The organism is Nonomuraea sediminis (assembly GCF_018531495.1).
Lineage (GTDB): Bacteria > Actinomycetota > Actinomycetes > Streptosporangiales > Streptosporangiaceae > Nonomuraea > Nonomuraea sediminis.
In genome coordinates, this window is the sequence record NZ_JAHDTI010000010.1 from 369,207 (window position 1) to 386,111 (window position 16,905).

Consider the following 16,905-nt stretch of genomic DNA (forward strand, 5'->3'; position numbering starts at 1 on the left):
TTAGTGTGTGGTGATTATCCCGATCCATCTGTATGTGAGAGTGAGTATGGTCGACGTCGTGGGCGGCCATCAGCCACCCCTCCCAACACCGCCGATGAGCGCCGCCGAGCTCGTCCAGCACCTGACCGAACAGCAGACCGCCGAACGCGACTGCGAGCTGCTCGCGGTGCGCCTGGCCCACGCCGAACGCCTGGGCAACATGGGCTGGGCCGAGTGGAACCTGCACACCGGCGAGGCCGTCTGGTCCGACCACGTCTACGTCATCTTCGGCCGTGCCCGCGCCGACGGGCCCGTCAGCCTGCCCGACCTGGCCGCCTACGTCGAGCCCGCCGACCTCGGCGCCCTCGACCAGCTGCTGTGGACCGTCGTCCAGGGCGTCGAACCCGTCCAGGCCGAGTTCCGCATCCGCCGCGGCGGCGAGACCCGCAACCTGCGCATCGTGCTCGAACCGCTGATGGTGCCCGGCGGGCCCACCGGCGTGCACGGCGTCATCCAGGACATCACCGGCCGCCGCCGCGCCGAGCGCATCATGTCCGAGTCGCGCCGCCAGCTGCTCGAGGCCCGCGAGAAGGCCGCCGAGGAGCGCACCGTCATGCTGGCCCTGCGCGAGGCCATCCTGCCCGCGCCCGCCGGCTGCCTCGACCTGCCCCAGACCCGCATCGCCGTGCGCTACGTGCCCGCCGAGAAGACCGCCAACCTGGGCGGCGACTGGTTCGAGGCGGCCGCGCTGCCCGACGGCAAGGTGCTGCTGGCCATCGGCGACGTCTCCGGCCACGGCCTGGCCGCCATCGCCCACATGGCCCAGCTGCGGCACGCCCTCGTCGGGCTCACCATGACCGGCGGGCCCGCCAACCAGCTGCTGGTGTGGCTCAACGAGCTGGTCATGCACCGGCTGCACGAGACCACCTGCACCGCCGTGATCGGCTACCTCGACCCGGCCACGCTCGTGTTCACCTGGGGGCAGGCGGGCAACCTCGCGCCCATCCTGGTCCGCGACGGCAAGTCCAGCCAGCTGCCGCAGCCGCGCGGCGTCATCCTCGGCGCCACCTGCGAGCAGCCCTACCATCTGGCCAGCATCGAACTGCGGGAGGGCGACCTGCTGCTGCTGTTCACCGACGGCCTGGTGGAACGCCGCACCCGCGACATCGACGAGGGCCTCGACCTGGCGCTCGCCGCCGCCCGCGACCTCACGGGGTCCGACCTGGACGCCGGCCTCGACCGCCTCCTCACCGACATCGGCGGCCCCAACCCCGAGGACGACGCCTGCCTCCTGGCCGTCAACGTCCGCCCCTGACGGTCCGCCGTCGCAGAGCCCTCGTCATCGGCATCTGGCCCCGCCACCGCCCTCCAGTACGGCAAGCCCCCACCCCCGCCACCCACCGCACTCCGGCCGCCCCCCGTCCAGGGAGACGCTCCTCCAGCGACGCCACACCCCACCGCCACGCCCCCACCAAACCCGGCCACCACGGCCCCCAGTACCCGCCGTAACGTCACATTCCGAACTCGCCACGGGAACCCTCGCCCACACACCCCAATCCCGGGCGCCCTTTCCCCGCGCCGGGTCGGCGAGACGATGCGCGGCGCTCGACCGCGCGCTGTACGGCGGGCAACCGGGGAGCACACGCCAGAGCGGGATACCCGGGGCCGTGGAGCCCAGGCCACAGGAACCCGCCACCGCCCACACATCCCCGCCCCGGGCGCCCTCCCTCGCGCCGGGTCGGCGGGACGTGGTAGGGCGGTCGACGGCGCGCTGCACGGCGGGTCACTGGGGAGCGCGCGCTACGAACCGGATACCTGGGGCCATGGAGCCCGGGCCACGGGAACCCGCCACCGCCCACACATCCCCGACCCGGGCACCCTTCCCCGCGCCGGTCGGCGAGACGCGGTACAGCGGTCAGCGGCGCGCTGTACGCAGGCAACCGAGGAGCGCACGCCAGAGCGGGATACCCGGGGCCGTGGAGCCCGGGCCACGGGAACCCGCCATCGCCCACGCATCCCCGCCCCGGGCGCCCTTCCCCGCGCCGGGTCGGCGGGACGTGGTGCGGCGGTAGGCGGCGCGCTGGACGGCGGGTCACCGGGGAGCGCGCGCTTCGGGCGCCGGATAGCCGGGGCCGTGGCTCCCGGGGCTTGGCGCGCGTAACGGCGGGAGGCGGAGCGGCGGCTGGCGCGTGTCGTGCGGCGGGGACCGGGGGCCGTGGTGCCTGGGTTCGGTGGGGGCGTGGCGGCGGGGTGTGGCGTCACTGGAGGAGCGTCTCCCTGGACGGGGCTCAGCCGGAGTGCGGTGGGTGGCGGGGACGGGGGCTTGCCGTACTGAAGCGTCTTGACGTGCTCTAAGGCCGGGAGAAGGGAAGACGTCGGGGTGGCGTGGGAGTATGGCCGGGTGTTGATGATTCTCGATACGCCGTCGCTGTATTTCAGGGCGTTCTATGGTGTGCCGGAGTCGATGACCGCGCCCGATGGGATGCCGATCAACGCGGTGCGCGGGCTCATCGACATGATCGCCACGCTGGTCCGCAAGTACCGGCCCGACGAGCTGGTCGCGACGATGGACGCCGACTGGCGGCCGAAGTTCAGGGTCGAGGCGATCCCGACCTACAAGGCGCACCGGGTCGCCTACGGCAACACCGAGGTGGTGCCCGACACGCTGGTGCCGCAGATCCCGGTGATCGAGCAGGTGCTCGACGCCGTGGGCATCGCCAGGATGGAGTCGGCGGGCTACGAGGCCGACGACGTGATCGGCACGCTCACCCACCGGGCGGGCGGCGCGGTGGACATCGTGACCGGCGACCGCGACCTGTTCCAGCTGGTCGACGACTCCCGGCCGGTCCGCGTGCTCTACACGGCGCGCGGGATCCGCAACCTGCAGGTCGTGGACGAGGCGTTCGTGACCGCCAAGTACGGCATTCCCGGCCGCGCCTACGCCGACTTCGCGACGCTGCGCGGCGACCCGAGCGACGGGTTGCCCGGCGTGTCCGGGGTGGGCGAGAAGACGGCCGCGTCGCTGATCACCCGGTTCGGGTCGCTGGAGGCGCTGCTCGCCGCGCTGGACGAGGGCGTCACCGACGGCTTCCCCGCCGGTGCCCGCACCAAGCTGGCCGCCGCCCGCGACTACCTGCGCGTCGCGCCCACGGTGGTGGAGGTCGCCCCCGACGCCCCACTCCCTGACGCCGACATCACCCTGCCCGCCAAGCCGCGCGACCCCGAGACCCTGGTACGGCTGGCCGACCGCTACGACCTGGACAGCCCCCTCAACCGCCTCCTCGACGTCCTCCCCAAGTAGACCTCGAGCCCGCGCCCCGACGCCCACATGCGTACCGGAAGGCCGCTCCCGTCCCAGACGACGCTCGGCAGCCCGCACCCGTCACGGCGTCAGGGTGTGCGTGCAGGGAGGGCCGGGCCGACGGGGTGCCCGCGCCTCCTGGGCGTGCGCTCGGAGCGCGAGGCGTCCTGCTCAGAGTGCCCCGCTGGGATGCGTCGCGTTCGCAGGCATGACGATCGGCGGCTGGCTCGCATCGCACCCATGCGCGGCCGCTACAGCGGGCGCGGGGCGGCGCGGCAATGCAGACAGGCTGAGCGCGCGCTGCGAGGACGCACCGTGCCTGTGGGCGTGACGATCGGCGGCTCGCGTGGCACCCAAGCTCGGACGCCGCCATAACGTCAGCGGGCGCGGGCGTCGCTTGGCTGGCGGGTGAGCGCGCTGCGGGGGGTGCGTAGCGTTCGCGGCGTAACGGTCGGGGCTCGCGGGGCACGTAAGCGCGCCCGCCGCGACGACGTCAACGTGCCCGGGCGCGCAAGGCCAACCGCCTGAGGGCGCTGATGGGGCGCGTTTGCGTACGCGGACGTGACGATCGGCGGCTCGCATCGTACCCACGCGGGCCGCCGCAGCGGGGGCGGGTGCGGCAAGGCCGGCGGGTGAGAGCGCTGATGGGGTGCGGCGCGTTCGTGGCGTCGCGGTCGGGGGCTTGTGGGGCGACTGAGTGCGGTCGTTGCCGTGGCATCTGTGTGTCCGGGCCGACCTTGGGCGGCTGGGGTAGATGTCGTGTTTGGGGTTGGGGTGGGTGGGGTGGGGAGGGGTGGCGATAGGTTTGATCGGGTGACGACCAAGATTCGGGTCCCTGGTGGTGTTCCGGCGCGGCTGGATGATGGGTTCGAGCGGATCCGGCGGGAGCAGAAGCTGCCTGAGGACTTCCCGGAGGCCGTGTTGGCGGAGGCGGCGCAGGTCGCCGAGGCGCCGCGGGAGCCGAGGGATCTGTCGGAGCTGCCGTTCGTCACCATTGATCCGCCAGGCTCGATGGATCTGGATCAGGCCGTTCATCTGGAGCGGCTGCGTGGCGGATACCGGGTCTGGTACGCCATCGCGGATGTCGCGGCTTTTGTACGGCCGGGCGGTGCGATAGACGCCGAGGCGCTGGCCCGTGGTGAGACCGTCTACATGCCCGACGGCAAAATGCCCCTGCACCCGAAGGTGCTGTCGGAGGGCGCGGCCAGCCTGCTGCCCGGCGCCGTACGCCCGGCCGCGGTGTGGCGGATCGACCTGGACGCCGAGGGCCGCACCGTGGGCTCCGACGTGCACCGGGCGCTGGTGCGCAGCAGGGAGCGGCTCGACTACGAATACGTGCAGGCGGCCGTCGACACCGGCACCGCCGACGGCACGCTGGGCCTGCTGGCCGAGATCGGGCGGCTGCGGCTGGAGTTGGAGCGCGCCCGCGGCGGCGTCACTCTGCCCACGCCCGAGCAGGAGGTCGTGCCGGACTCAGGCACCGTCAGACACGCGCCGGAATCAGGCCAGGACTCGGGCACGATCCACCTGCCCGACGCGGGTGCGGCCAACGGCGCCGGCTATCGGCTGGAGTATCGAGTGCCGGTGCCGGCCGAGGCGTGGAACGCGCAGATCTCGCTGCTGACCGGGATGGCGGCCGCCTCGATGATGCTGGACGCCGAGATCGGGGTGCTGCGGGTGCTGCCGCCGCCGCGGCCGAGTGAGCTGGCCAAGGTACGCCGGGTGGCCGCCGCGCTGGAGGTGCCCTGGCCCGACGGCGCCTCCTACGGCGCGGTGGTGCACGACCTGGATCCGAAGAATCCTCGGCACGCGGCGTTCCTGCACGAGTCGAAGGTGCTGCTGCGGGGCGCCGGTTACGTGGCCTTCAACGGCGAGCCTCCCCCGCTGGCCGACCACGCCGCGGTGGCCGCGCCGTACGCGCACGTGACGGCGCCGCTGCGGCGCCTGGTCGACCGGTACGCCACGGAGGTGTGCCTGGCCATCGCCGCGGGCGAGCCGGTGCCCGAGGCCGTGGAGGCGGTGCTGCCGGGCCTGCCGGACATCATGTCGTCCTCGGGGCGCCGCGCGGGGGCGGTCGAGCGTGCCTGTGTGGACCTGGTGGAGGCGTTCCTGCTGCGCGAGCGGATCGGGCAGGCGTTCGAGGCCATGGTCATCGACACCGACGACAAGGGCGACGGCGGCCAGGTCCAGGTCACCGATCCCGCTGTCATCGCCCGCTGCGACGGCCGCCTCCCGCTCGGCGAGCGCATCACCGTCCGCCTCACCCAAGCCGACCCCGCCACCCGCGAAGTCCGCTTCAGCCTGGCCTGAAACCCCAGCCCGAAAGCCACACCATGAAAGGCCAACTGGAAGTCTGGGCTGGAAATGGCGGAGCCGCGCATTGGGCGCGGCTCCTGGGGATGTGGGGTCAGGACTTCTTGAGCGGGCTCCAGCCGGCGCCCACGCCCATCAGGTGCAGGGCGAGGCAGAGCAGGCCCGCGGTGCCGAGGGTGGCGACCGTGACCACGCCGCCGACGGCGAGGCCGGCGATCTCGAAGATGAGCGCGAGGACGAACAGCAGGGCGGCTAGCAGGGCGAACATCTCAACCTCCGCGGGTGGGGCTTCCGCCATGGGGATTTCCGCTGCCCGACCTCGGAAAACTGTCCAGAAAGTTACGTTGCGTGAACCTCTGACGACAGGACCTTGACCGGTCGGTCAGTTTGTACGGCGAGCGGACTGCAACGCCGTGACCGCGGACAACCGCCGGGCCCATGGCGCCCGGATACCGCAACGCCGTGACCGCGGGCGACCGCCGGCCCGCGGCGCCCGGATACCGCAACGCCGTGACCGCGGGCGGCCGGTGGGCCCGCGGTGCCCGGATTCGGGAGCGCCGTGGCGGCGGGCGGCCGTCACCGACTCGCCGGAAGCGCCGGTCGCGGGCCCTCGGCGCACGACGGCGGGCGGCCGGTGGCGGCGGCCCGCCGTACAGCAGGAAGGTCAGGAGAGGGAGGAGTAGGCCACGACGCCGCGGCGCATGGAGTCGATGGCCTTGTTGGCGTTCTGCTTGACCTTGCTGCCCTTGGGAGCGGCCGTGGCCAGCTGCCCGAGCAGGTCCATCAGCTGCTTGATCCAGCGCACGAAGTCGCCCGCCGCCAACTCGTTGCCGTTGATGCCGTCCATCAGCACCGCGTCCAGGCTGTGGCCCTTGGTCCAGCGGTAGGCGGCCCAGGCGAAGCCCAGGTCGACCTCGCGGATCGTGGACAACCCGTGGTCGGACTCGATGGCCTCCAGCTCGCCCCACAGCCGCACCATGCGCGTGAGCGCGTCCTGCGCCCGCCCGGCCGGGATCTTCGGGCGGCGGGCGTCGTCGGCGGCGCGGGACTCGAAGACCAGAGAGGACACGCACGCGGCCAGCTCGGCCGGGTCGAGCTCCTCCCACATGCCGCTGCGCAGGCACTCGGCGGTCAGCAGGTCCAGCTCGGTGTACAGGCGGCCCAGGCGGCGGCCCTCGTCGGTGACGGTCTCGTCGTGCAGGTAGCCCAGTTGCTCGAGCACCGAGCAGATCCGGTCGAACGTGCGCGAGATGACGTGCGAGCGCCCCTCGACCCGGCGGCGCAGCCCCTCGGTCTCGCGCAGCAGCTTGTAGTAGCGCTCGGCCCAGCGGGCGTGGTCCTCGCGCTCGTCGCAGCCGTGGCAGGGGTGCTGGCGGATCTGCCGGCGCAGCTCGTTGATCTCGTCGTCCTCCACCGTGTGGTCGCGGGCCCTGGCGGGCTTGCCCAGGTCACGGTCGCCGATCTTGGCCAGCAGCGTGGAGACGAGGTTGGCGCGCTCCTTGGGCGAGCGGCCGTTGAAGTTCTTCGGGATGCGCACGGTCTCGATCGGCTCGACCGGCACGGGGAAGTCGGCCGGGTCCAGCTTCTTGATCTGCTTGCCGATCGTCAGCACCAGCGGGCTGGGCCCCTGGCCGCGCGGGTTGCGCCCGGGATCGAGCACGATGGCCAGCCCGGCCCGCCGGCCGCCCGGCACGCGGATCACGTCGCCGGGCTTCAGCGCCTCGAGCGAGCGTACGGCTGCCGCGCGGCGGGCGGCGCCGCGCTGCTTGGACAGCTCGGCCTCCCTGTCGGACAGGCGGCGGCGCAGCCCGGAGTACTCGGTGAAGTCGCCCAGGTGGCAGGTCATCGACTCCTGGTAGCCGGCCAGCGCCTCCTCCTGCTTGCGCAGCTGCTTGGCCAGCCCGACCACGGCCCTGTCGGCCTGGAACTGGGCGAAGGAGGCCTCGAGCAGGGTCTTGGCGCGCTCCCTGCCGAACTGGCCGACCAGGTTGACGGCCATGTTGTAGGAGGGCTGGAAGGACGAGCGCAGCGGATAGGTGCGGGTGCCGGCCAGGCCCGCCACCGACAGCGGGTCCATGCCGGGCTGCCACAGGACGACCGCGTGGCCCTCCACGTCGATGCCGCGCCGCCCGGCCCGGCCGGTGAGCTGGGTGTACTCCCCCGGCGTCAGGTCGGCGTGCATCTCGCCGTTCCACTTGTCCAGCTTCTCGATCACCACGCTGCGGGCGGGCATGTTGATGCCCAGGGCGAGGGTCTCGGTGGCGAACACGGCCTTGACCAGGCCGAGGGTGAACAGCTCCTCCACGACCTCCTTGAAGGCGGGCAGCATGCCCGCGTGGTGGGCGGCCAGGCCGCGCTCCAGGCAGTCGCGCCACTCCAGGTAGCCCAGCACGGCCAGGTCCTCGTCCGGCAGGTGGGCGGTGCGCGCGTCGACGATCTGGCGGATCTCGTGCTGCTCCCGCTCGGTGGTCAGCCGGATCCCCGCGTACAGGCACGCCATGACGGCCGCGTCGCAGCCCGCCCTGGAGAAGATGAACGTGATGGCCGGCAGCAGGCCCTCGGTGTCCAGCTTCTCGATCACCGCGGCGCGGTCGGGCGGGCGGGAGCGTGACGGCCTGCCGTACCCTCTCCTGCCCTTGCCGGCGGTCAGGCGCTCGGCGTCGCGGGTGACGCGCATCAGGGTGGGGTTGATGCGCGGGGTGAGGTCGTCGTTGACGAACATGTCGTAGACGCGGTTGCCGATCAGCATGTGCTGCCACAGCGGCACCGGGCGGTGCTCGTCGACGATGACCGTGGTGTCGCCGCGGACCTCGCCGAGCCACTCGCCGAACTCCTCGGCGTTGCTGACCGTGGCCGACAGCGCGGCCAGGCGGACCGACTCGGGCAGGTGGATGATGACCTCTTCCCAGACCGCGCCGCGGAAGCGGTCGGCCAGGTAGTGGACCTCGTCCATGACCACGAACCCGAGCCCGGCCAGCGTGCCCGACCCGGCGTAGAGCATGTTGCGCAGCACCTCGGTGGTCATGACCACGATCGGGGCCTCGCCGTTGACGCTGTTGTCGCCGGTCAGCAGGCCCACCTTGGCCGTGCCGTACCGTTTGACCAGGTCGTTGTACTTCTGGTTGGACAACGCCTTGATCGGGGTCGTGTAGAAGCACTTCATGCCCTGCTCCAGGGCGAGGTGGACGGCGAACTCGCCGACGACCGTCTTGCCCGAGCCGGTGGGGGCGGCCACCAGGACCCCGTCGCCGGCCTCCAGCGCCCTGCAGGCGTCGATCTGGAAGTCGTCGAGCGCGAAGTCGTAGAGCCCCCGGAACGATCTGAAGGCGGCCCCGTCGTCCCCGTACTTCTCACGGAAGGCCGCGTAGCGTTCCGCTGGCGTTGTCATAGTCGTCAGCCTACCGAAATCGCCATTCCGGTCAGTCCAGGGGCGGGGGCGCCTTTACAAAGTAGATCTCACACGATGACCCGCAGCGCGCCCGGCCGCACCTCGCAGGTGACAGGGACGGGCCCGATGCGCTCACCGTCGGCGTAGACGATCACGTCCGGTGCCTCCAGGCGGACGCTGCGCACCCTGCGCTGCGACACCGCCGGGTGCACCACGTGGGCGCCGCGGTAGACGCTGGGGAACACGCGCAGGAACTCCCCCTTGCCGACCGCCGACAGGATCACCACGTCGAGCAGCCCGTCGTCGGGGCGGGCGTCGGGGCACACGCGCATGCCGGCGCCGTAGGAGCGGGTGTTGCCGACGGCCACCAGCATGGCCTCCTTCTCGATCACCTCGTCGTCGTCGAGGGTGATGCGGAAGGGGATCGGCCGGAAGGAACTCAGCTCCTGCACGGTCGCCACCAAGTACTTGCCCATGCCCGGCGGCCAGGTGAGCCGGTTGGCCCGCTCGTTGACCCGGGAGTCGAACCCGCAGCACACCACGCCGGCGAACAGCTCGTCGGCCTCTCCTGCGCGGATGCGGGCCACGTCGATCACCCGGGTCTTCATCCGCAGCACGGACCTGGCGGCGGCCAGCGGGTCCTTGTGCGGGATGCCGAGCGCGTCGGCGATGTCGTTGCCGGTGCCTGCCGGGATGATGCCGAGCGGCACGTCGGTGCCCGCCACCGCCTGGACGGCCAGGTGGACCAGGCCGTCGCCGCCGAAGGCGACCAGCGCGTCGGGGCGCTCGGCGACAGCCGTACAGGCCTGCTCGAGGGCGTCGGCGGCGGACAGGCCGGCGAGCACGCTCACGTCGGCGCCGCCCGCGTGCAGGCGGCGCACGACGGGTTCGAGCAGGCGAACGGACCTGCCACCGCGGGCGGCGGGGTTGACCAGCAATGCGATTTGGGGGGCCACGCCCGGAATGTATCGCCTAACGGTCGCGCTCGGTATCCTCCGGCAGCGAAGAGGCCTCGTTGTCGGCGGGATCCTCGTCGAGGTTCAGCGGGGACGCCTCGTCATCGGACAGGCCGGCGAACTCGCTCTCGGGTTGCCGCTTCTCCCGCAGGTACATGAACCCTTCGGCGGCCAGGAACAGCACCACCATGGGCACGGCCAGCGCGGACATGGTGAACGGGTCGCCGCTGGGCGTGATGACGGCCGCGAAGACGAACATCAGGAAGATCGCCATCCGGCGATGCTTGGCCACGAGCGAGCGCGGCAGGACGCCGATCAGGTTGAGGAAGACCATCAGCAGCGGCAGCTCGAACGACACCCCGAAGATCATCAACATGACCAGGACGTAGTCGAGGTAGTCGTCGATCTGGATGGTCGCCACCGCGTCGGCGGGCGCGAAGCCGAGCAGCACCGCCAGGCTGGTGCCCATGAAGAAGTAGGCGAGCACGGCGCCGCAGGCGAACAGCGGGATCGCCAGGCTGAGGAAGCCGAAGGTGTAGCGTCGCTCGCTGCGGTAGAGGGCGGGGGCCACGAACGCCCAGATCTGGTAGAGCCAGACCGGCGAGGCGACCACCATGCCGACCATGAACGAGACCTTCAACGTGATGAAGAAGGACTGGAAGATGCCGCCGTAGGTGAGGGCGCACTTCCCGTTGAGCTGGTGCGACTGCGGGATGGCGCAGTAGGGCGCCTTCAGCGCCGCCCACACCCAGTCGAAGACCAGCCAGCCGACGGCAGTGCCGACAGCCAGGGCCAGCAGTGAGATGACGACACGCTTGCGCAGCTCACGGAGGTGATCCATGAGCGGCATGCGGCCCTCGTCGTCGACCGGGGACTGGCCCTTCTTGCCCGGCCGCTTCAGCAGCGCCATCGTTCCGCGGTCAGGACTTCTTCTCAGCTGCGGCCTGAGCGCGCAGCTTGGCGGCCTGCTCCTCAAGCTGCCTGGCCTGCTCCTCCGCGCTCAGCACGGGAGCGGTGGGCGGCAGCTCCACGGGCTGGACCGGTGCCGCCTGGGCGGTCGTCTGCTGCGTCACGACCGGCTCCTCATCGTCGTCGCGCAGCTTCGAAGTCTCCGCCTTGAACACGCGCATCGACCTGCCGACACCCCGGGCAAGGTCCGGAAGCTTTTTCGCGCCGAACAGCAATACGAGCACGACCAGGATCAGAATGATCTCCGGAGCTTGCAGGTTCATGAGGCTTCCTTAGGCAGAGCGAGGTGCTGTCTCAAGCCCGATCGTACGCTGCCGGAGGTGCGCTCTCACCACCCCCGTCGCGCAATCTTGCTCCACGGGGTTCGATCTGGGCCCGAGCTTCGGCGATTTCCCTGTTCAGGGTACGCGCAGCGGCGATGACTCGAAAGCCCGCGACCACGAGCGCGGCCACCCCTGCGATGCTCAGGGCGACCGACACGAGGATCCACGTCATGTCTGCCGAGAGTACAGGGCCAGGGCGCGACCGGCCTCCTCGCGCACGTGCTCGGCCATGGCCGGCGGCGAGACGACCCGCCCGGTGTCGCCGAGCCGCAGCGCCAGCTTGAGCACGAAGTCCTGGTCGCGGGCGCGCAGCGTGACCCGCAGCCGCCCCTCCCCCAGCTCGGTGACCTCCTCGCACGGGTAGTACTCGGCCACCCAGCGTCCCGCGGCGGTGACCTCGAGCTCGACCAGCTCGTCGGTGGGCGAGGGGCGGAAGACGCCCTTGGTGAGGTCCATCGGCTCGGCCTCGGCCGGCGGGTCGGCGCGCACGTCGAGCACCTCGACGCCGAGCATCCTGTCGAGCCGGAACAGCCGCATCGCCTCGGCCCGGTAGCACCAGCCCTCCAGGTAGGTGCGCCCGTCGACCATGACCAGCCGCATCGGGTCGACCTCGCGCGGCGTCACCTCGTCGCGCCCCGGCACGTAGTAGCGCATCGACAGGCGCCGCTTGGCGGTCAGCGCCTCCCGCACCCGCGGCAGCGCGTCGGGTGAGGCGTCCACGTCGACGGCGACCTGGCTGCTGACCGCGGCGGCGCCCTCGCCGGCGGCCCGCTCCAGCTTGGCCACCACCCGGGGCAGCGCGTCGCCCTGCGCCTCGGCCAGCTCGGGCATCGCGGCCAGCATGCGCAGCGCCACCAGCAGGGCGCTGGCCTCGTCGATGCCCAGGCGCAGCGGCCTGGCGATGGTGTCGGCGTTGTCGATGATGATCTCGCCGCCGTCCCAGGAGACGTCGATCAGGTCGCCGGGGGTGTGGCCGGGCAGCCCGCACATCCACACCAGTTGCAGGTCGTCGATGAGCTGCTTCTCGCTCAGCCCGAACACCTCGGCCACCTCGCCGACCTGCGCCCCCGGGTGGGACATCAGGTACGGCACGAGCGCAAGCAACCGTGGCAGCCTGTCCGCGGACCCGCTCATGCGGCCTCCTTCGTCGGCCGCATGAGCGGACCACTGCTGTGTCCATTGGTTCGCTCGACAAGCTCGCTCACGTCAAAGCCCCCTTCAGCCGCCCGATGACCGCCTCGCGGGCGTCCGGCGGGCTCACCACCTCCACGTCGGCCCCCAGGCTCGCCATCCAGCCCGCCAGCCGTTCGGGGTCGGAGAAGACCAGCTCCGCCTCGTCCCAGCCGTCCTGCCCCGGGGTGACCGAGCCGGCCAGCTGTCTCAGCCCCTCGCACGTGCCCTGCCGTACGCGGATGGTGGCGACCCTCTCCTCCATCGGCTCGTCCGGGAAGGCGATCATGCCGCGCAGGTCCACCCCCGCAGGCACCTCGACCGCGCCCGGCTTGCCGAGCGTGGCCACGTCGCCCATGACGCGGCTGACCCGGAAGGCGCGCGGCGCCTGCCTGTCGCGGTCGAACCCGGCCAGGTACCACCTGCCGCGGCGGCTGACCACGCCCCAGGGCTCGACGGTGCGGGTGCGCACGTTCTCGCTTCCTGCGCTGCGGTAGTCGAAGCGCACCACCCGGCGGTCGCGCACCGCCTCCCACAGCGCGGGGAAGGCGGGGTCGCGGGTGTCGACGCGCAGCTCGAGCGCGCCCACGTCCTGATGGGTCTCGATGCCGCCCGCGCGCAGCTTCAGCAGCGCGCCGGAGGCCGCCTCGGCCAGGCTGGCCCGCTGCCACACCTGCGCCGCCAGCCCGAGCACGGCCGCCTCGTCGGCCTCCAGGGTGATCTCGGGCAGCTCGTAGGACTGGCGCTCGATGCGGTAGCCGGGCTCGTCCTCCCACGGGTCGCGCACCACGTCGATGGGGATGCCGATCTCGCGCAGCTCGTTCTTGTCGCGCTCGAACATCCGCTGGAAGGCCTCGTCGCCGTCGCGGTCGTAGCCGGGCACGGCCTGCCTGATCTGCTCGGCCGACAGCGGGCGGCGCGTCGCAAGCAGGCAGATCACGAGATTCAGCAACCGCTCGGTCTTACGGCGCGACATCTGCCTCTCCTTCTCCGATTCGACGCTACCCTGCCCTGGTGATCAGATGGCGCAAGGGCGAGGTGCTGAGGATCCGCCGCGAGTGGCCGGGAGCGGTGGAGCTTGACGTCGCCGTCCCCGAGGGGGAGTGCAGGGCGCTGGCCTACCCTCCCCTGGTCGGCCACCCGCAGCCCGGCGACGAGGTGCTGCTCAACACGACGGCACTCGCGATGGGTCTCGGTACGGGAGGTTACGCCATGGTGGTGGCGGTGCCGAACCGTTTGCCGGAAGATCCCACCGGTCCCGGCCACCTGGTCAAGGCCCGCTACACGCCGCTGCAGGCGACGGTGCAGGGCGCCGACGAGCAGGACTCGCCCCATCACGAGCTGCTGCGCGAGGCCGACTCGGTCGACGGGATGCCGGTGATCGTGGCCGACCTGCACTCGGCGCTGCCGCCGATCCTGTGCGGGCTTTACGAGGCCAGGCCGCAGGCCAAGGTCGCCTACGTGATGCTGGACGGCGGGGCGCTGCCCGCGTGGTTCTCCATGGCCTGCGCGCGGCTGCGCGAGATCGGCTGGCTGGCCGGGGTCGTCACGGTGGGCCAGGCGTTCGGCGGCGACGTCGAGGCGGTCACCACCCACACCGGGCTGCTCGCCGCCAGGCACGTGCTCGAGGCCGACCTGGCCGTCGTCACGCAGGGGCCCGGCAATCTGGGCACGGGCACCCGGTGGGGCTTCTCCGGGGTGTCGGCGGGCGAGGCGGTCAACGCGGCCGCGGTGCTGTCCGGCAGGCCGGTGGCGGCCCTGCGGATCAGCGAGGGCGACAAGCGGGAGCGGCACATCGGCGTCTCGCACCATTCACTGACGGCCTACGGCCGGGTGGCGCTGTCGCCCGCCCAGGTGGTGGTGCCGGAGCTGCCGGGCGAGTTCGGGGAGCGGGTGCGCGTCCAGGCCGAGCCGCTCGCCGTACGGCATGAGCTGGTGCGGGTGCCGGTCGAGGGGTTGCACGAGGCGCTGCGCGCCGCGCCCGTGCGGCTGTCGACGATGGGGCGGGGGCTGGAGGAGGACCTGGCCTACTTCCTGGGCTCGGCGGCGGCGGGCAGGTTCGCGGCCTCGCTGCTGTCGTAGAAGTCCTTGAAGGTGAACGCCGCCGGGCTCGGCCCGTGTGACTTGAGGTGTTCGAGCCGCTCCATGGCCTCCGCCAGGGTCGGGATGTAGCCCTCGGGGACCCACCACATCACCATGTACGGCTCGGCCATGCGCAGGAACCACTCCCTGCGGCGGCGCAGCACGCCCAGGTGGGCGCTGCGGTAGGCGTAGTTCCACACGGTCTCGAGCGACTCCCACACCGAGAAGTTGACCAGCAGGTGGTCGCCGTAGTCGTGGATGACGGTCGCCGTCGGGTCCTGTTCGCTCTCCTTCAGCCGCCAGACGAAGCCGGGCGACTCGTCGGCGATGGCGTTGACGGGCTCGAGCAGGGCGACGAACTCGGCGAGCTCAGGGCTGTCGATGGGGGCGCGCATGTGGGCGACGTTGAGCTGGGCTAGATGCATGACGCTCAGAGAACCATCCCTCCTCGCTCTATGTCAATCCTCGTTTGTTTTAGAGTTCTGGGCGAACGAGACGCAGCACTCCCCCGGTCTCGGGTCCAGCTCGGCCCCGTCAGGGTCATCGCCGATGCCCTCGAGCATGCCCTGGCACAGGGCCAGGTTGACCCCGCACACCAGTATCGGCTCGTCCTCGGCCAGCACGTGGAAGGGGCAGTTGCGCATGCGCAGCCGCCCGCCCTCCTGGTAGGGCTGGTAGCCGCGCTCGCGCAGTATCCGCTCCAGCGGACCGCCGACCTTCCGGCCGATGCGTTCGCCCGCCGCCCTGGCGGCCTTCTCGGCCTGCTCCTCGCCGCCCAGCAGGTCGACCGTCTCGGCCAGGACCCTGGCCAGCGTCGCGTAGTCGCGCGGCGGCAGGCTCACGGACCGCTCCTGCGCCGCCCGCCTGTACACCTTCGCGGGCCTGCCGCTGCCCGGCCCCTTCTTCTCCTGCGGGCGGAACGCGCTGTCCAGCAGGCCCGCCTCGACCAGCCTGTCGAGGTGGTGCGCGGCCAGCGTCCTGGACACACCCGCCGCCTCGGCCGCCTCACCCCTGCCGACCTCACCGCGCTGAGCCACGACGAACTCATACAGCCGCCGCCGCACGGGATCCTGCAGCTGCCCCACCCTTTCGAGGTCATCCACGCGTTCTATTTTCCCTGCTGTACGGCGAGCCACCGCCACCGGCCGCCCGCCGTTCTTCGGCTCAGGGCCTGTGACCGGCGCTTCCGGCGAGTCGGCGCCCCTTGCTCACCGCCACGACGCTTCGTCATCCAGGCACCCCGGCCGTCCTACCCCGCCGTAGCAGGGCGCCGACCTCCGCCGCACACCTGCCCACCGACCCGGCGCCCGGCGCCCTGTGCGGCGGGCAACCCGACACCATGGCGCGCGGGTTCCTGGCGCCGTGGCGGCGGGAAGGGGCGTCGACTCGCCGGAAGCGCCGGTCGCGGGCCCTCAGCCGGAGTGCGGCGGGCGGCCGTTGGCGGTGGCTCGCCGTACAGCAATATCTCGCCGTATGGCCATAGCACGCCGTACAACCACAGCTCGCCGTACAGACACGGCAGGGAAGCGGGTCAGTAGGCGGCGATGATGTCGATGAGGAAGACGAGGGTGTCGGAGGGGCGGATGCCGTGGGTGGGGGCGCCGGTGGGGCCGTAGGCGTAGGCGGGTGGGGCGGTCATGAGGACGCGGCTGCCGACGGGGACGCCGGTGAGGGCGCGGTCCCAGGCCTTGATGACGCTGCCGTCGCCGATCTTGAAGGCCTTGGGCTGGCCCGTCGCCCAGGTGGAGTCGAAGACGCGCCGGCTCGCCCAGGTGGCGCCCTGGTACTGCACCACCAGCAGCTGCCCGGCGTGGGTTCGCGGCCCCGAACCCCTGGCGATGACCTTGGCGTGGAAGGCGACGGGGGCGGGCCCGGCCGGCAGCAGGAGGCGCGGCCGCTTGCCGCCGCTGACGCGGATGCCGCCGAGCCTGCCGCCGAGGCCGCCCGCCGAGACGCCTTTGGGGTAGGCGCCGAGGATGTCGATGACGTAGAACAGGTCGTCGTCGGGGCCGATGCCCTGCGGCGGGTTGGCGCCGAAGCCCTGCGCCGGCGGGATCGAGGCGATGACGCGGCTGCCGACCCGGCGTCCTTGCAGCGCTCTGTCCAGCCCCGGCAGCAGCTGCCCGACGGGGAAGGCGGCGGGCGTGCCGCGGTTGAAGCTGGAGTCGACCAGGCGGTTCTCCTTGCCGTCCCAGACGTGCGCGGTGTACTGGACGATGGCCACGTCGTCCTTGCCGAGCTGCGCGCCCTTGCCCGCGGCAAGCTGGTCGATCTGCAGCTCGGCCGACGGCTTGCCGGCGGGGAAGACGATGGAGGGCTTGCCGCCGAACGCGCCGCCCACCTTCAGATCGGGGTCGCCACCCCCTGTCGCCGTGCACGCCGCGACGAGCGGCACCAGCAGCAGCGCGGCCAAGCGGCGCATCG

At 72.0% G+C, this 16,905-nt stretch carries 14 protein-coding genes; 4 read left to right on the forward strand and 10 right to left on the reverse strand.

Annotated features, from left to right (window positions below; all coding sequences use genetic code 11):
* Positions 1 to 46: 46 nt before the first annotated feature.
* From KIK09_RS36390 to KIK09_RS36400, 3 genes are all read left to right on the forward strand, one after another.
* The gene (locus KIK09_RS36390; protein ID WP_214323986.1) at positions 47 to 1,294 is read left to right on the forward strand and encodes a PP2C family protein-serine/threonine phosphatase; all 1,248 of its coding nucleotides are present in this window, start codon (positions 47 to 49) and stop codon (positions 1,292 to 1,294) included.
* A gap of 1,092 nt (positions 1,295 to 2,386) precedes the next feature.
* Positions 2,387 to 3,280: a 5'-3' exonuclease gene (locus tag KIK09_RS36395; protein WP_214324204.1), complete on the forward strand. Its 894-nt coding sequence runs from the start codon at positions 2,387 to 2,389 to the stop codon at positions 3,278 to 3,280.
* A gap of 813 nt (positions 3,281 to 4,093) precedes the next feature.
* Positions 4,094 to 5,590 (forward strand): RNB domain-containing ribonuclease, encoded by a 1,497-nt coding sequence (locus KIK09_RS36400; RefSeq protein ID WP_214323987.1) that lies wholly within the window; start codon positions 4,094 to 4,096, stop codon positions 5,588 to 5,590.
* Between the two features lie 97 nt (positions 5,591 to 5,687).
* Here KIK09_RS36400 and KIK09_RS36405 read toward each other — a convergent pair whose 3' ends face one another.
* The 7 genes from KIK09_RS36405 to KIK09_RS36435 form a co-directional block, all read right to left on the reverse strand.
* Positions 5,688 to 5,861, reverse strand: coding sequence for a hypothetical protein (locus tag KIK09_RS36405; protein ID WP_214323988.1), 174 nt, complete (start codon positions 5,859 to 5,861; stop codon positions 5,688 to 5,690).
* A gap of 396 nt (positions 5,862 to 6,257) precedes the next feature.
* Positions 6,258 to 8,981 carry a DEAD/DEAH box helicase gene (locus KIK09_RS36410; RefSeq protein WP_214323989.1) on the reverse strand — a complete coding sequence of 908 codons (2,724 nt, stop codon included), beginning with the start codon at positions 8,979 to 8,981 and terminating at the stop codon, positions 6,258 to 6,260.
* A 68-nt stretch (positions 8,982 to 9,049) separates the two neighbouring features.
* Entirely contained in the window at positions 9,050 to 9,937 is an 888-nt protein-coding gene (locus KIK09_RS36415; RefSeq protein WP_214323990.1) for a YegS/Rv2252/BmrU family lipid kinase, read from the reverse strand.
* Positions 9,938 to 9,953: 16 nt separating this feature from the next.
* Positions 9,954 to 10,847 (reverse strand): twin-arginine translocase subunit TatC, encoded by an 894-nt coding sequence (tatC, locus tag KIK09_RS36420; protein ID WP_214323991.1) that lies wholly within the window; start codon positions 10,845 to 10,847, stop codon positions 9,954 to 9,956.
* Between the two features lie 10 nt (positions 10,848 to 10,857).
* A complete protein-coding gene (tatA, locus tag KIK09_RS36425; RefSeq protein WP_214323992.1) occupies positions 10,858 to 11,169 on the reverse strand; it encodes a Sec-independent protein translocase subunit TatA in 312 nt (103 codons plus the stop codon).
* Between the two features lie 228 nt (positions 11,170 to 11,397).
* Positions 11,398 to 12,363: a helix-turn-helix transcriptional regulator gene (locus KIK09_RS36430; RefSeq protein ID WP_214323993.1), complete on the reverse strand. Its 966-nt coding sequence runs from the start codon at positions 12,361 to 12,363 to the stop codon at positions 11,398 to 11,400.
* Positions 12,364 to 12,430: 67 nt separating this feature from the next.
* Positions 12,431 to 13,375: a helix-turn-helix transcriptional regulator gene (locus KIK09_RS36435; protein WP_214323994.1), complete on the reverse strand. Its 945-nt coding sequence runs from the start codon at positions 13,373 to 13,375 to the stop codon at positions 12,431 to 12,433.
* A gap of 38 nt (positions 13,376 to 13,413) precedes the next feature.
* Between KIK09_RS36435 and KIK09_RS36440 the strand changes: the two genes are divergently transcribed.
* Positions 13,414 to 14,481, forward strand: a complete 1,068-nt coding sequence (locus KIK09_RS36440) for a DUF3866 family protein (protein ID WP_214323995.1) — start codon at positions 13,414 to 13,416, stop codon at positions 14,479 to 14,481.
* Here KIK09_RS36440 and KIK09_RS36445 read toward each other — a convergent pair.
* The 3 genes from KIK09_RS36445 to KIK09_RS36455 form a co-directional block, all read right to left on the reverse strand.
* Complete coding sequence (locus KIK09_RS36445; RefSeq protein WP_214323996.1) at positions 14,427 to 14,906, reverse strand: DUF3291 domain-containing protein; 480 nt, start codon at positions 14,904 to 14,906, stop codon at positions 14,427 to 14,429. The genes KIK09_RS36440 and KIK09_RS36445 overlap by 55 nt on opposite strands.
* 33 nt (positions 14,907 to 14,939) lie before the next feature.
* The gene (locus KIK09_RS36450; protein ID WP_214323997.1) at positions 14,940 to 15,584 is read right to left on the reverse strand and encodes a helix-turn-helix transcriptional regulator; all 645 of its coding nucleotides are present in this window, start codon (positions 15,582 to 15,584) and stop codon (positions 14,940 to 14,942) included.
* A gap of 428 nt (positions 15,585 to 16,012) precedes the next feature.
* The gene (locus KIK09_RS36455; protein ID WP_214323998.1) at positions 16,013 to 16,903 is read right to left on the reverse strand and encodes an FKBP-type peptidyl-prolyl cis-trans isomerase; all 891 of its coding nucleotides are present in this window, start codon (positions 16,901 to 16,903) and stop codon (positions 16,013 to 16,015) included.
* Between the last annotated feature and the right edge of the window lie 2 nt (positions 16,904 to 16,905).